Source organism: Rhodococcoides sp. S146-33 (assembly GCF_059489205.1).
This window is the reverse complement of record NZ_JCAJWY010000006.1, coordinates 238,459-252,515: the sequence shown is the minus strand read 5'-3', so window position 1 is coordinate 252,515 and position 14,057 is coordinate 238,459. Positions and strand designations below refer to the sequence as shown.

The 14,057-nt window shown below is 64.0% G+C and carries 14 protein-coding genes; 7 read left to right on the top strand and 7 right to left on the bottom strand.

Annotation, left to right across the window (positions count from 1 at the left end; genetic code table 11):
- Positions 1–213: 213 nt before the first annotated feature.
- Entirely contained in the window at positions 214–834 is a 621-nt protein-coding gene (locus tag AC5WEY_RS22095) for a DUF6188 family protein (protein ID WP_495647559.1), read from the top strand.
- On the opposite strand, the gene AC5WEY_RS22090 is transcribed toward AC5WEY_RS22095, so the two are convergent.
- Complete coding sequence (locus AC5WEY_RS22090; RefSeq protein WP_495647558.1) at positions 813–1,562, bottom strand: YqjF family protein; 750 nt, start codon at positions 1,560–1,562, stop codon at positions 813–815. The two genes, AC5WEY_RS22095 and AC5WEY_RS22090, sit on opposite strands and share 22 nt — an antisense overlap.
- Positions 1,563–1,585: 23 nt before the next feature.
- Complete coding sequence (locus AC5WEY_RS22085; protein WP_495647557.1) at positions 1,586–2,254, bottom strand: SIMPL domain-containing protein; 669 nt, start codon at positions 2,252–2,254, stop codon at positions 1,586–1,588.
- An 86-nt stretch (positions 2,255–2,340) separates the two neighbouring features.
- On the opposite strand from AC5WEY_RS22085, the gene AC5WEY_RS22080 reads away from it, so the two are divergent.
- Positions 2,341–3,333: an isopenicillin N synthase family dioxygenase gene (locus AC5WEY_RS22080; RefSeq protein WP_495647556.1), complete on the top strand. Its 993-nt coding sequence runs from the start codon at positions 2,341–2,343 to the stop codon at positions 3,331–3,333.
- Here the strand turns inward: AC5WEY_RS22080 and AC5WEY_RS22075 are convergent.
- The gene (locus AC5WEY_RS22075; protein WP_495647555.1) at positions 3,327–3,755 is read right to left on the bottom strand and encodes a DoxX family protein; all 429 of its coding nucleotides are present in this window, start codon (positions 3,753–3,755) and stop codon (positions 3,327–3,329) included. The genes AC5WEY_RS22080 and AC5WEY_RS22075 overlap by 7 nt on opposite strands.
- A 34-nt stretch (positions 3,756–3,789) precedes the next feature.
- On the opposite strand from AC5WEY_RS22075, the gene AC5WEY_RS22070 reads away from it, so the two are divergent.
- Complete coding sequence (locus AC5WEY_RS22070) at positions 3,790–4,857, top strand: DNA polymerase IV (RefSeq protein WP_495647554.1); 1,068 nt, start codon at positions 3,790–3,792, stop codon at positions 4,855–4,857.
- Here the strand turns inward: AC5WEY_RS22070 and AC5WEY_RS22065 are convergent, their stop codons facing one another.
- The 3 genes from AC5WEY_RS22065 to AC5WEY_RS22055 form a co-directional block, all read right to left on the bottom strand.
- Positions 4,858–5,562: a TerD family protein gene (locus AC5WEY_RS22065; protein WP_495647553.1), complete on the bottom strand. Its 705-nt coding sequence runs from the start codon at positions 5,560–5,562 to the stop codon at positions 4,858–4,860.
- Positions 5,563–5,701: 139 nt separating this feature from the next.
- A complete protein-coding gene (locus tag AC5WEY_RS22060; protein ID WP_495647552.1) occupies positions 5,702–6,634 on the bottom strand; it encodes a hypothetical protein in 933 nt (310 codons plus the stop codon).
- A 111-nt stretch (positions 6,635–6,745) separates the two neighbouring features.
- Positions 6,746–8,497 carry a pyruvate dehydrogenase gene (locus AC5WEY_RS22055; RefSeq protein WP_495647551.1) on the bottom strand — a complete coding sequence of 584 codons (1,752 nt, stop codon included), beginning with the start codon at positions 8,495–8,497 and terminating at the stop codon, positions 6,746–6,748.
- Positions 8,498–8,782: 285 nt separating this feature from the next.
- Between AC5WEY_RS22055 and AC5WEY_RS22050 the strand changes: the two genes are divergently transcribed.
- The 4 genes from AC5WEY_RS22050 to AC5WEY_RS22035 are packed head-to-tail and all read left to right on the top strand — an operon-like array spanning position 8,783 to position 12,989.
- On the top strand, positions 8,783–9,520 hold the full coding sequence (locus AC5WEY_RS22050) for a GntR family transcriptional regulator (protein WP_495647550.1): 738 nt from the start codon (positions 8,783–8,785) through the stop codon (positions 9,518–9,520).
- Positions 9,521–9,555: 35 nt separating this feature from the next.
- A complete protein-coding gene (locus tag AC5WEY_RS22045) occupies positions 9,556–10,557 on the top strand; it encodes an ADP-ribosylglycohydrolase family protein (RefSeq protein WP_495647549.1) in 1,002 nt (333 codons plus the stop codon).
- Between the two features lie 30 nt (positions 10,558–10,587).
- Positions 10,588–12,054, top strand: a complete 1,467-nt coding sequence (locus AC5WEY_RS22040; RefSeq protein WP_057475984.1) for a purine-cytosine permease family protein — start codon at positions 10,588–10,590, stop codon at positions 12,052–12,054.
- Positions 12,051–12,989 carry a PfkB family carbohydrate kinase gene (locus AC5WEY_RS22035; RefSeq protein ID WP_495647548.1) on the top strand — a complete coding sequence of 313 codons (939 nt, stop codon included), beginning with the start codon at positions 12,051–12,053 and terminating at the stop codon, positions 12,987–12,989. Before AC5WEY_RS22040 ends, AC5WEY_RS22035 begins: the two co-directional genes overlap by 4 nt.
- On the opposite strand, the gene AC5WEY_RS22030 is transcribed toward AC5WEY_RS22035, so the two are convergent.
- Positions 12,945–14,024, bottom strand: a complete 1,080-nt coding sequence (locus tag AC5WEY_RS22030) for a LacI family DNA-binding transcriptional regulator (RefSeq protein WP_495647547.1) — start codon at positions 14,022–14,024, stop codon at positions 12,945–12,947. The genes AC5WEY_RS22035 and AC5WEY_RS22030 overlap by 45 nt on opposite strands.
- Positions 14,025–14,057: the final 33 nt, after the last annotated feature.

The following is a 14,057-nucleotide window of genomic DNA, read 5'->3' as shown; positions in this document are numbered from 1 at the left end:
TCGACAGGGTGTGGGAGAGTAGGACACCGCCGAACACAACTTGAACCGGACAACCTCCGACCATCACGGTCGGGGGTTGTCTGCATTTCGAAACCATCCCTCGGACAAGGGAACTCCAGACTCCACGACCACTGAGGTTCTTGGGCCCGACTCGTCGTGCACACTGCGCTTGGTTGCACCCCGGAACCAGCTTCTGTGGCACAGTCGTACACCATGAAGCTCGACGTCGATCAGCACCGTGTCAGCAAAATACTGCTCGATTTCGATCTGACCATCGCATTCGACGGCGGAGCCACCATTTCTTTCAGTGAAGTGACTGTCGATGACCTCACGGTCGACGAAGAGAATCAATTCGAGGGTCTGCGAGCTTTCGCGGCCCTGCACGGCCTCGAGTGCGAGGACGCCGACTACGACCGGTCGGGCGTGCTGCGAATGGCATTCGCCGGTGGGCACACAGTGGTTGCTCGTCCCCGCGACGAAGTGGAATCCTGGGAGTTCTGCGCTGCAGACGGGTCTACGACCCTGTGCGGACCGAGTGGAGTCGTGGAATCATGGCCGGCTCCGGAGCAGCCCAGCACGGACGTTCCGACTGCCGAGGGTCTTCCGTCGATCGGTTCCACTGTCGTGCGGTTGTCGACGGGTGACGAGCCGACCGTCGAATTCTCCGACGGAACCGAGCTGCAGTTCGATCTTCCGCTCGACTGCGGCTATCTCGTCCTGCGGGAGAGCGTCATATCGAGCTCCAGCTCGGAAGAAAGCGATGAGGCCCACGGGGATTGGGTGATCGAGCTGTCCTCGGGTCATGTGATCTTCTATCGCCCGCGAACCGTATAGGGCTTTCCGAATTGGGTTTCGACACCTGGTGAATACAGCACGGAGTCCGGCGGGCGTGTGCTGACGCCGGGCAGACCTGCGGCGGCCACGAGCTCGTCGGAGCAGTGGGTCAGTTCCGCGTCGACCAGCTGCCAATGTCGGTGCACGTTCGGCACATACAGAAGCCGACCGGCCAGCGAGGTATGCAGCCCCCATCGCGCGGTGAGGAAGACTGCAAGTGAGTCTTCTGACATGTCGCGTGTTCCTCGGACGATCCCGAAATCGGTCGTGGCACCGCGATGCGGGGGAGCGAGCCGCTTGCCTCGGTAACCGATCGTGGTGGTGTCGTCGTCGATGTCGATCGATGCCCAGCGATACGGAATGCGAGCAACGTTGGTGCCCAACACGACTGCCAGTCTCGAAGCCTCCAGTGACCGGAACACGACGCCGCGTCGACCTTCTGCGTCGACGGAGTACAGCCGGACGTTGATCTCGCCAAACGTGCCGAAGTACGGAACCGGATGCCGATATCCGAGCCCGGCACCGACCATGTGGAAGCCGATCAGACCGACCCACGTGGAGCCGTCGAACTCGTCGGGTTCACATCCGTCGGGAAGCAACGGAGCGACGGCCGAACTCGGGACTTGCCAATGCAGGAAGACCAGCCGTTCCCAGCGCTGATCCATGAGGATCGGACGAGGCAACAGCGGTGGCCGCGGCCAGAGGCGTCGGGCATCGTCTCGGTTCATGATTCGAGAGTATGCGCGCGGTGTCAGGTTGCGGTGAATCGGGCGTGCACACTCGCAGTGAGCGTGATGTTCTCGGGCTTGAGCGCGAACCCGGCCGGGGCGGACTTCGCGGCGAACATACGAGGAGAGGCGTCTGGGCCGCCGTGCTCGGCGGTGCCGGGCAGCAGACCTGGATCGGCTATCGCGACGGCATACACGCCTGTTCTCCCCAGGCTCGACGCGTATGCCTCTGCTTTGGCCACCGCGTCCCGAACGGCAAGTTCCCGTACTGCCAGCGTCCGCGCGATCCGGCTCGATTCGGTCAGGTCCCAATCGAAGTGATCGATCGAGACCCCGTCGAGCGCAGAGGCGGCGTACACGAAGGCGTCGACGACATCGAGCTGGCTGAACTGTACTTCGACCGACGCCTCCGCCTGGTAGACGTACGGCAGTTGTTCGCCGTCGTGATTGAACGGCCGGTTCCGCGAGTGCCGCACCTGATCGACCGACCACCGATCGATGGGGCCACCGGCGCTGTTGTAGAGCGGCTCGACCAGACGCGTCAACTCTCGAACGAGCTGCTGGGCCGGCTCGGACGCCGACTCTGCCGTTCGGCCGTCGGTACGAACCGTCAGCGACAGCGTGCACTGCTCGGGCGGGTAGGTGGCTGCGCCGTGACCGACGACTGTGATGTCGAGTGCTTCGGGGCTCATGTCGTCCAGTCTCGCATCCGCGCACCGATGTTCACCGAGTTCGACAGTGCTGGCCGACGAGCCGAGTGAGGAGGACAATCGCGAACATGCTTCCCGTTCTCGATCTCGATCTGGCCGAAAACGACCCACGCGCTTTTCAGCTGTCGCTGCGCGAAGCAGCTCACGGGTCCGGCTTCTTCTATCTCATCGGACACGGGATCGAGACCGAACGAATGCAGGAGGTGCTGCGTCTCGCTCGTCAGTTCTTTGCCGTGCCGGACCATGTCAAGGACGAGATCAGTCAGCTGAAGAGCCCGCACTTTCGCGGCTACTCACGGGTGGGTGGAGAGCTGACGAACGGCAGGGTTGATTGGCGGGAGCAGATCGATATCGGACCCGAGCGCCCGGCCATCGAAGGGGCCGAGGGGTATTGGAATCTGCAGGGTCCCAATCTGTGGCCCTCACAGCCCACAGGGTTCAGAGAGACGTTCGAGGACTGGGAGCGCACGGTGTCCGGTCTCGGACTTCGCCTGCTACGACACTGGGCGCAATCCCTCGGAGCCCACGAGAATGTGTTCGACGATGCGTTCGCCACCGCGCCCGCAACCCTCATGAAGGTCGTTCGCTATCCGGGTACCCCCGATCAGTCACAGGGCGTCGGTGCGCACAAGGATTCCGGGGTGCTGACGCTGCTCCTCGTCGAACCGGAGTCGTCCGGACTCCAGGTGGAGACGACTCCCGATACCTGGATCGATGTGCCGCCCTTGGCGGGGGCCTTCATCGTCAACATCGGCGAGTTGTTGGAAGTGGCGACCGGCGGCTATCTGCGGGCCACGCGGCACCGGGTGGTCGCGCCGGGGCCCGGCATCGACCGGATATCGGTGCCACACTTTCTGAGCCCTGCTCTCGATGCCGTCGTACCGGTGATCGAGCTGCCGGCCGAATTGGCGCAGCATTCACGAGGCGTCGAGAACGATCCCGACAACCCCATCTACAGCACCTACGGCGAGAATGCATGGAAGTCGCGCACGCGTGCACACCCCGACGTGGCGCAGTTGCACCACGGCATCGTTCCGGTCGGGCAGCGGTCCACCTACTGACTCCGACTGCGGCCCCGGCGCGACGCCCGGTACTGCGCCCACGCGCCGGTGCACCACAGCGCCCACAGGATCAGCAGCGGCTGAAACAGCAACCGGATTCCTCGTGCTGCATCGGAGTCGAGGCCGAACGCGTCGGTGTGCGTGACGAACTGCGAGATGTTGCCGGGAAACACCGCGAGGAAGAAGGCCGCGACGACCCAGCCGACGAGCGCCGCGCGGGCGGTCCAGAACAGCAATGCCAGCCCGAGCACGATCTCTACGACGCCTGACGCCAGTACGACGAAGTCGGTGCTCAGCGGCACCCACCCGGGCACCTGGGCCGCGAAAGTGCTGCGCGCCCAGAACAGGTGGCTGAGGCCGGCGAAGACGAGGAATGCGCCCAGTACGACTCGCCCGATGGTGCGAGATATCGATTTCGTCATTGCGTCATGAGACACCACGGGCACACTGGGCACCATGACCGGGAGCACCCCAACCGACCCAGGGCGTCGACGATGGGTACTGCACGTCGACCTGGACCAGTTCATCGCAGCCGTCGAAGTACTGCGCAACCCCGATCTTGCGGGCAAGGCCGTGGTGGTCGGCGGCAGGGGAGATCCCACCGAACGCGGGGTGGTCTCGACGGCCTCGTACGAGGCGAGAGCCAAGGGCGTCGGTTCCGGGATGCCGCTGCGCATCGCCGCCAAGAAGATCCCCGACGCGGTCTTTCTCCCGGTCGACAAGCCGGCATACGACGAGGCGTCGGTGATGGTGATGGACACGCTGCGGACGTTAGGGGTCGTCGTCGAGGTGATCGGTTGGGACGAGGCATTTCTCGGTGTCGAGACCGATGACCCGGAGCGCTTTGCCAAGACAGTGCACGACTCGGTGTTCGACGCGACCGGATTGCATTGCTCGGTCGGCATCGGGGACAACAAGTTACGAGCCAAGATCGCTACCGACTTCGACAAGCCACAGGGGATTTATCGCCTGACCCAGGACAATTGGTTCGAGGTGATGGGTGAGCGCGGTACCGAGGCGCTGTGGGGAATCGGCAAGAAGATCTCGAAGAGGCTGACTGCACTGGGCATCACGACGGTACGAGAACTGGCCGACGCCGACGACGCGGACCTGGCCGCGGCGTTCGGACCGAAGATCGGTCCGTGGCTCGGAACGAAGGGGCGGGGGACAGACCTGGCACCTGTGACGTCCGAGCCGTGGGTTGCACGGTCGCACAGCCGTGAGGTCACGTTCCAGACCAACGTCGCCGATTGGGCCGTGATTCGCCACGAGGTCGCGGCGTTGACGTCGAAGGTGTTGGCAAACATCGAAGCCGAGAACCGGCCGGCCGTACGAGCCGCGCTGAAGATCCGTTACGCGCCGTTCGAGACGCATACCGTCAGCGCGCCGATCGTCGGTGCGCCGACCTTCGACCAGGAGATCCTGACCTCGGCTGCGGTGGCTCTCGTCGATCGCCTCGACCACAATCGAGAGGTCAGGCTGATCGGCGTCCGGCTGGAAATGACTCCGCCGCAACCTCTCTGACTACTTTCGGCCCGCTGCCCAGCGCAGTCCCCAGCCGTATTTCTTGTCGAGGTCGGCCTGGCTGCCCTGGATGTACTCGACCTCGCGGGTGACGGTGATGCCGGCAGAAGTGTTCTCCAACAATGCGATCGAGCAGATCCGCGCCGAGTTCTCGGCCGAGTCCAGTCGCACCTCCACCTGCGGCCCGCTGGTGGGGTACAGCGTCACCACTCCGTCGACCGCAGCCCAGTTCGGTGCGCCGTCGTAGATCATCGCGAAGATCAGGATGCGAGCAAACTTCTCGGGGTGGGCGAGATTGATGTGCATGTTCTCGCCGCCGCTGACCGAGCCGGAACGGTCGTCGCCGTCGAGTGCGATGAACGGCGCGTCCTGCAGCGAACCGAAGCTGTTTCCGAGCGCCTGTACGACGCCCTTGGAGCCGTCACGCAATTCGTAGAGGCACCCGAGGTCGAGATCGACTCCGCCGGAGCCGTACGACGCGGCCGCCAACTTGGCCAGAAAGCCCTTCTTCTTCGGCTGTGCTGCAGGTGCGCCGGAGGACCAGTTGAGGTTCACCCGCATCGAGCCCTGCTTCTCGCCGGACTTGGTCAGACTGATGGTCGGCGACGCCTTGGACAGCGTCACCTTGCTCAGACTGACGGGCGCGCCGGCCTGCGACGCCGAGGATTGCCCGGTCGTGGGCTTGCGGGTGTAGTCGATGGCCATGGTGGTGCCTTCCGAACGGTCGGGTACCGGATCGCGATGTCCGGTTTGGGCGGTCCGTCGACAATAACCGCTGTTCCGACGAACAACACCGGCCGGGAGCGTCGTAGGCGCGTCGGCACTGTGAATACCGATCGCTCGATCACCCCTTCGGTGTGTAGGGCCCGCCGAGGACGGTGGGCATCGGTTCGTCGAAGCTCTCGTTCTCCGACAGTGGTTTCGCGCCGTGTGCGGTGCCCAGATCTTTCACCGACTTCGTGTTCGCGAGCTCTGCCGATCCGCGGCGTGCTCCGGCGAAGTCGTTGTACCAGAGGAACCACGGCAATCCGGCCCGCGTGTAATCCGCGGCCGAGGGCGGCATGGTCGGCGGCACCTCGCCGGTCAGTTGTTGCCACTCATCGCTGTTGGCGATATCGACGGTGAACTCGATTCCGTGGTCCAGATCCCAGTCGTCGTGCTGGCGAAGGGGCGATGCGATGGTCTGCCGGATCGAACCTCCGCCGCCGAGACCCATGTCCGATGCCGGCGCGGCGCAGACGATGAAGTCCGGCAGTGGGGGGCTGGGTGGCCGGGCATCCCACACGGTTGCCTTCAGCGGGTAGGCGGCGATGCGGATCCCGCCGATGGCGGGCTCGGTCGAGAGTTGTTCTTCCACCGTGTACCCGGCACCGAGTGGCATCGCGACGAATTGCCGCACCGTGCCCTCGCCGACGTTGAATCCGTCCAGCCACGGCTGCTCGGGGACCTCGAAGTAGTCCTCTTCCTCGAAGTTCGGTCGCGCGGACCACGGGGAGCCGGTGACCACGTTGATCGATCCCGCTGCGACCGTGACCAGGAATGGGTAGTTCCCGGAGAAATCGATCCAACACGCTTCGGACTGCCACATCGGTAACAGAGCGCCGTCGGCAGAATCGTTCTGCCGCAGGGGAAACGAGCCCAGTCCAGGCGGCAAGTTGTACTCCGTGCCGTCGTCGGGCACGCGCAGGGTTCGCTGAAACGTCATACGCATGGTCGCCTCGTGATGGACCTCGGGGCAGGCGATGGACAGGGTGTCGTGTTCGACGAATGCGGGCATGGACGTCTCCTCGGTGCCGGTTGATCGTCGAAGGGTAGATCGAGGTACCGACAAGAATATCGGCGCGACGGGTGAGTCCCGTCGCGCCGATATTCTTGGCTTCGATCAGATCTACGGACGCGGCACGTTACGCAGATTCGACTTCGCCATCCGAACGGCTTCGCCGACGCCGCCGTTGAGTACGACCTTGCTCATCGCCAGCGCAAAGCCCTTGATCTGCTCCCCCGTGATGGTGGGCGGTACGGACAGCGCCAGCGGATCGGTGATCAGTTGGACCAGCGCAGGACCGTCGACAGCAAAGGCGGCTTCGAGTGCGCCGCGGATGTCCTGTGGCTTCTCGACGCGTTGCGCGTGAAGACCTGCTGCGGCAGCGATGCCCGTGTAGTCGACCGGGGGCACGTCGACGCCGAAGTCGGGCAGTCCGTCGACGAGCATCTCGGCCTTCACCATGCCCAATGTCGAATTGTCGAACAGCACGATCTTGACGGGCAGCTTGTACATCGCGACGGTCAAGAGTTCGGAGAGCAGCATCGAGAAGCCGCCGTCGCCGGAGATCGAGACCACCTGGCGACCCGGGTTGGCGAACTGCGCACCGATGGCGTGCGGCAACGCGTTGGCCATGGAGCCGTGCAGCATCGACGCGACGAAAGCCCTTTTGCCGGTGGGGTTGATGTAGCGCGCGGTCCACACGTTGCACATGCCGGTGTCGGTGGTGAACACGGCATCGTCGTCGGCGAGGTCGTCGAGTACCGACGCGGCGTACTCGGGATGGATCGGGACGAGCTTCTCAGCGTTGCGGGTGTACGCGCCGACGGTCTTGCCCATCAGGTCGTTGTGCTTGTCCACCCACTTCTCCACGTAGCGGCGGTCGGTCTTACGAGTCACTAACGGCTGCAGCGCATTCAGCGTCGCACGAACATCTCCGTGAATCGGGTACTGCACCGACGTCCGGCGTCCGAGCTTGGTCGGATCGATGTCGATCTGCGCGGTCGTGACGTTCTCCGGCAAGAACTGCTGATACGGAAAGTCCGTGCCGAGCAGGATGAGCAGATCGGCGTCGTGGATTCCGGCGTGCGCAGCCCCGTAACCGAGCAGCCCCGTCATGCCGACGTCGTAAGGGTTGTCGTACTGGATGAATTCCTTGCCGCGCAACGAATGTCCGACGGGAGCGCCGATGGTGTCGGCGAAGGCCACTACCTCGTCGTGAGCGCCCTTGACGCCGTAGCCCGCGAAGATGGCAACCTTCTCGGCACTGTTGATGGAGTCGGCCAATTTCTGGATGTCCGCCGCGGGCGGTGTGACGACCGGTACCGAGGGAATGGCGATCGGGTCCATCGATCCGGCGGCCGACAGCTCGGCGATGTCGCCGGGAATGGTCAGCACCGACACCCCGCCGCCGGTGACGGCGGCATTGATTGCCGCGCGGAAAACCCGAGGTGCCTGCTCGGCGGTGGAGACGAACTCGTTGTAGAGCGAGCACTCGCCGAAGAGGCGGTCGGGGTGCGTCTCCTGGAAGTACCCCGAGCCGATCTCACTGCTGGGAATGTGCGACGCGATCGCCAGAACCGGTGCGCCGGAACGGTGTGCGTCGAACAATCCGTTGATCAGATGCAGGTTGCCCGGGCCGCACGAACCTGCACACACCGCCAGCGTGCCGGTGGTCTGCGCGTCGGCCGATGCTGCGAACGCCGCGGCCTCCTCGTGGCGTACGTGAATCCAGTCGATACCGCCCTTGGCCGATCCGCCGGTGCGACGCACAGCGTCGACCACCGGATTGAGACTGTCGCCGACGATGCCGTAGATGCGCTGTACGCCGGCGTCGACGAGTCCTCGAACGAGCTGATCGGCCACGGTGGTGGACATGTGCAATTCTCCTCGGATGTAGTGGCGCGTTCGGATCGATGTGCCTCACGTGCGCCGGTTGGACGCCTTCCCTGTGCCGAGGGCGTATCAAACATAGAAGTGCAGCGCGATCCGTACCGCAACAGGAAAGCCCAGGTAGAGGCCCGGCGCGATCTCCGTCACGTGGCGATATTCCTGCCAGCACCCATCGAAGACTGGGGCTGTCCCGATATGCGCTCCAGCGGAGAGGGTCGGCAAATTGAACAGGCTCTGTACAGGTTCGGTTTCTGGATGTACGGTATCGACATGAACGAGCCCGCTATGACTCAGCGCACATCGGAGCGTGCTCGCCACAAGCGTCATCAGGTGCTCGCGTCGTTGAAGAGCACCATCGAGTCCGGTGACATCCCCTCCGGCTCGTTCTTGCCGGGCGAGAACGAACTCGCCCGCGAGTTCTCGGTCAGCCGCGGAACCATTCGTTCTGCGCTCAGCGAGCTGGAAGAACAAAAACTGATCCAAAAGCGAAGCGGTATCGGATCGCTCGTCACCTTCGACGGCCACCAGATCGAGACCGCCGAAGGTTGGGCGCGGGCGCTGTCGTCTGCAGGTGTGGAGATGCACACCCGCACTCTGCGCATCGAGCGCATCGTGGATCCGGAACTCGCTGCCGAGGCTGGAACTCCGACCCTGAACTTCGTTGCCGTCGATCGAGTGCGACATGTGGTCGACGGTCGTCCGGTGTCGTTGGAGCGCAGCCGCATTCCGGCATTCGGACCGCTCGCAGAACTGCCCGAGACCGGATTGGTCCGGGAGTCGCTCACGGCAACTCTCGAATCAGCCGGGATGACTGCTGCGTCCGGTGAGCAATGGGTGTCGGTGGTTCCGGTGGACTCGGCCGATGCGGCTGTTCTCGAAGTGCCGGTAGGCACCCCGTACCTGCACAGCATCCGGGTCAGTCGGGACGCATCGGGTCGATTCGTCGAGAAAGTCGTCAGCCTCCTTGCACCCGAACGCTTTCGGCTCCATCTCACGTTCAATTCCTGATCTGTCTCACCACTGCACCGGCAAGGATTGTGTACATGTTCACTTCACGTGATCGCGCCCTCGGGGCCTTCTACGGACTGGCGCTGGGTGATGCCCTGGGAATGCCCACGCAATCGATGCGCCGTGAGGACATCGTCGAGGACTACGGACAGTTGCGCGGCTTCGTCGCCGCCGGTCCCCGTCAGCTCATCGCGCACGGTATGTCGGCAGGCTCGATCACCGACGACACCGAGCAGGCGATCATGTTGGCTCAGTTGATCATCGACGGCGACGGCGTGGTCGATCCCTCCGCATTCGCCCGCGCCTTGATCGCGTGGGAGTCGGAGATGTCCGCGCGCGGATCGCTGGATCTGCTCGGACCGTCCACGAAGCGAGCTGTGGAACGGATACTCGACGGCTCGGACCCCAACGAGGCGGGCAAGTTCGGCAGCACCAACGGTGCGGCCATGCGCATCACACCTGCGGCAATCGCGGCATCGTTGGACGGCGGAATCGCGCCGTTCGTCGACGCCATCTACAGTTGCAGCTTCGTCACCCACAACACGTCTCTCGGAATCGCCTCCGCCGCAGCGGTTGCCGGAGCCATCAGCGCCGGGATCGCCGGTGCGGACTTGCACGAGGCGGTCGACATCGGTGTCGCCGCCGCCGCCGAGGGGGCCACCCGTGGATATTGGGTCGCCGGCGGAAACATCGCAGCCCGTATTCGTTGGGCGGTCGACCTGGTCGGCACATCCGCCGACAGACAGATTACTGACACAGTGGCAGACGTCATCGGTACTTCCGTCGCGTCACAGGAATCAGTGGTAGCGGCCTTCGCTTTGGCCGTTGCGCACGACGACCCTTGGGACGTCGTACTGGCAGCCGCCACCATCGGCGGCGACACCGACACGATCGCAGCAATAGCCGGCGCAGTTCGAGGTGCCGTCGGCGGCCTGGCAGCGTGGCCCGGCGAAGCGATACGAACGGTCACCGACGTGAACAAACTCGATCTGGAGCCCCTCGTCGATCGACTTCTCGCTCTCCGTAATACGGACTGACACAGTTCGACTCACCTTTGGAGCACAACCATGACCTTTTCCGCTTCCACGTCTGCATCGGATACGGCAGTCGACGCACTGTCGCTGGAAACTCGGGGGATCGAACCCGTCCCGGACGACGAGCGCAACGGTAACCCGTTGCAGTTGTTCTGGGTGTGGTTCGCCGCGAACATCTCCATCCTCGGTCTACCGCTCGGGGCAACCTTGGTGGTCTTCACCGGTCTGAACATCTGGCAAGCGTTGATCGTTGCGTTGGTGGGCGCGGCGGGTTCGTTCGCCATCGTCGGAATCGTGTCGATTGCCGGTAAACGTGGCGGGGCCCCCAGTCTCACGTTGTCGCGGGCCACCTTCGGGGTTCGCGGAAACATCGGCCCCACGCTGGTCTCGCTGATGTCGCGGCTCGGCTGGGAAACTGTCAACACCACTACCGCGGCATTCGTGTTGCTGTCGATCTTCACACTGATCTTCGGTGGATCCGGCGTCGCGAAGGATCACGCCGTCGTCACGATCGTCTCCATCGTCGTCTTCATCGTGCTGACACTGGTGGTCAGCGGCCTGGGGCATGCGGCCATCCTCGTCATCCAACGCTGGTCGACGTGGATCTTCGGCGCGCTGAACATCTTCGTCGCGATCTTTCTGATCGCCACCGTCGACTGGACTGCAGTGACCAGTACCCCGGCCGGTTCCATCAGTGCGATGGTCATCGGTGTCGGAACCATCGCCGCAGGAACAGGTATCGGTTGGGCAAATGCCGGAGCCGACATGTCGCGATATCAGCGGAAGAGTGTGGGAGCCGGCTCGCTGGTGCTCTCCAGCGCTGCCGGAGCCGGAATCCCGCTCGTTCTGCTGATCGGACTCGGCGCGCTGCTCTCGGCAGGCGACAACAGCCTCGCGTCCGCATCGGATCCGGTTGCGGCAATCAGAGAAATTCTTCCGGCCTGGATGGCTGTTCCTTACCTGATCACCGCATTCGGCGGATTGCTGCTGTCCAACCATCTTTCGGTCTATTCGGCCAGTCTCACCACGTTGACCCTCGGCTTCCGGATCAAGCGGGTCTATGCGGTCGGAGTCGACGTCTTCGTCACGTTCGTCGGTGCCATCTACTTCATGCTGATCTCCGACGGCTTCTATGGGCCGTTCATCACGTTCATCTCGGTACTCGCGGTACCACTGACGGCGTGGCTCGGTGTGTTCATGTCCGACATGATCAAACGAAAGACGTATGATTCGGCCTCGATCATGAACGTGGGCAACAGCAGTCGCTACTGGTACACCGGCGGAGTCAATTGGTACGCCTTCGTGAGCTGGGCAGCGGGCATCGTCGTGGGGTTCCTGTTCACTGCCATCGCCGTGGATGGCGACGTCATCTACACCGGGCCGCTGTCGGGCAGCTGGATCGGTGACAACGGTCTCGGCTGGGTGGCGTCGTTCGTGGTTGCCGCGGGTCTGTATCTCGCCACCGGGGGAGCCCGCCGGACCGAGACCGCAGCGCGGTGAGTCCGCGACTGATCCACACCGGCCAGGTCATCGTCGACGTCGTGATGGCCGTTCCCGAGGTCCCGCAACCGGGTGGAGACGTCGTGGCAACGTCACTGAACGAGACCGCGGGCGGTGGACTCAATGTGATGGTCGCCGCGATTCGTGACGATCTTCCGGTGATCTTCGCCGGCAGACACGGCTCCGGCCACTACGGTTCGATCGTCCGCGAAGCTCTGTCTTCCAGCGGTGCGCTCATCGTCAATACCGCACCAGCGGAACGGGACTCGGGATTCTGCATCGCCCTCGTCGATGCGAATACCGAGCGTACGTTCGTCACCTACCCGGGGGCCGAGGCGGAACTGAGAATCGGGGACCTCGAGGCGGCAGGGGTGCGGAGTGCAGACTTGGTGTACGTCACCGGATACGGGTTGGCGCACGAGAGCAACGCTGCGGCGCTGACCACGTGGCTACCGACGCTGCCCTCGGATACCACGGTGTTGTTCGATCCGTCCCCTTTGATCGCCACGCTCGAACGCGACGTGGTGGACGTCGTTCTCGCCCGTGCCGACGTCGTGAGCGTCAATCTGCGCGAGGGAATGCTCATGACGGGTGAGGTCGACATCGACTCCATCGCAGCCGAATTGGCGAGACGACTGCGGCCCGATGCCTCGGTGGTACTGCGTACCGGTCCGGACGGTTGTCGGATCGCGGGCGGTGAACGAACGCCGCAGTCGGTGCCCGGGTTCGAGGTGCACGCGGTGGACTCGAACGGTGCGGGCGATGCTCACGCCGGGGTGTTGTTGGCGGGACTCTCCCGTGGACTCGGTCTGTACGACGCGGCGCTGCGGGCCAATGCTGCTGCAGCACTTGCGGTGACCGAGCGGGGACCTGCGACGGCTCCGTCTCGGTCACGTACCGATGCGTTGATCCGTGGTCGTCCTCTCGATGGGTGAGGGGCGAGCGTGTGCGGTTCGCCCCGGAACCGTCGAGTCGCGCACGACGAGCGTCGGTGTCAACGCCATCGAGGACACCGGAAGTCCGTGGGTGACGGCCAGCAGCATTTCGGCTGCACGCGTGCCGATTTCGCGGTGTGGGCTGTGGATCGTGGTCAGGGGAACGGTCAGCTCGCTGCAGATCGAGATGTCGTTGTAGCCGACGACGGCGACGTCGCGTCCTGGCTGCAGCCCCGATTCACGCAGCACGCCGAGTACTCCGATTGCGCTGAAGTCGTTGGTGGCGAAGATGGCCGTCGGGGGAGTCGGCAGTGCCAGCAGGGCGCTCGCCCCGCGCCTTCCAGCGTCGGGATCGAATCCCTCTTCTCGGACGTACTCGTCCGGAACGTCGATGCCTGCATCACGGAGGGCGGCTCGGCAGCCCTCCAATCGGTCGATTCCGGTACTGGCCCACGCCGGGCCGGACACGATCCCCACTCGGGTGTGGCCGAGTCCGGCCAAGTGCTCACCGGCGAGGTAGCCTCCCCGATGGTCGTCGCACGTCACCGAGGTCATCCCCGGGTACCGACGGCTGATGAGCACGAACTTGATGCCTCGGCGTTGGAGGTTGTCGAGGTTGTCGCTGTCGAGGCGAGCGTCTCCGAAGATGAGGCCGTCGACGTTGCGGCCGAGCAACAGATCGATACGTCGACGCTGCTGAATCGGGTCGTCGTGGGTGTTGGCGACGAAGGTCTCGTAGCCTGCCCGGTTCGCTGTTTCCTCGATGGCGTCGTACATCGCCGAGAGCACCACATCGGTCAATCGCGGGACGAGTACTCCGAACGCAGTGGACTTCTTGGTGGTCAAGCTCGCCGCGTTGGGGTTGGGGACGTAGTCCATCTCGCGGGCCAGCTCGAACAATCGCAGATCTCCGGCGCTGGCACCGGCCGGGTCGAGTGCAACGCGTCGAAGAGCTCGGGAGACGGTCGAGACATGCACTCCTGCAGCAGTTGCGACCGTTTTGAGTGTGACGCTTCCCGACGTAGTGCTGTCCACTGGCGGTTCCCCTCGATTCTCCGTCGGCGCTGC

Excerpts from the sequence above, each read along its gene's own strand:
- AC5WEY_RS22060 (WP_495647552.1), bottom strand. The coding sequence starts at position 6,634 with ATGCCCGCATTCGTCGAACACGACACCCTGTCCATCGCCTGCCCCGAG.
- AC5WEY_RS22090 (WP_495647558.1), bottom strand. The coding sequence starts at position 1,562 with ATGAACCGAGACGATGCCCGACGCCTCTGGCCGCGGCCACCGCTGTTG.
- AC5WEY_RS22085 (WP_495647557.1), bottom strand. The coding sequence starts at position 2,254 with ATGAGCCCCGAAGCACTCGACATCACAGTCGTCGGTCACGGCGCAGCC.
- AC5WEY_RS22040 (WP_057475984.1), top strand. The coding sequence starts at position 10,588 with ATGACCTTTTCCGCTTCCACGTCTGCATCGGATACGGCAGTCGACGCA.
- AC5WEY_RS22070 (WP_495647554.1), top strand. The coding sequence starts at position 3,790 with ATGACCGGGAGCACCCCAACCGACCCAGGGCGTCGACGATGGGTACTG.
- AC5WEY_RS22095 (WP_495647559.1), top strand. The coding sequence starts at position 214 with ATGAAGCTCGACGTCGATCAGCACCGTGTCAGCAAAATACTGCTCGAT.
- AC5WEY_RS22055 (WP_495647551.1), bottom strand. The coding sequence starts at position 8,497 with ATGTCCACCACCGTGGCCGATCAGCTCGTTCGAGGACTCGTCGACGCC.
- AC5WEY_RS22045 (WP_495647549.1), top strand. The coding sequence starts at position 9,556 with ATGTTCACTTCACGTGATCGCGCCCTCGGGGCCTTCTACGGACTGGCG.
- AC5WEY_RS22050 (WP_495647550.1), top strand. The coding sequence starts at position 8,783 with ATGAACGAGCCCGCTATGACTCAGCGCACATCGGAGCGTGCTCGCCAC.
- AC5WEY_RS22075 (WP_495647555.1), bottom strand. The coding sequence starts at position 3,755 with ATGACGAAATCGATATCTCGCACCATCGGGCGAGTCGTACTGGGCGCA.
- AC5WEY_RS22080 (WP_495647556.1), top strand. The coding sequence starts at position 2,341 with ATGCTTCCCGTTCTCGATCTCGATCTGGCCGAAAACGACCCACGCGCT.
- AC5WEY_RS22065 (WP_495647553.1), bottom strand. The coding sequence starts at position 5,562 with ATGGCCATCGACTACACCCGCAAGCCCACGACCGGGCAATCCTCGGCG.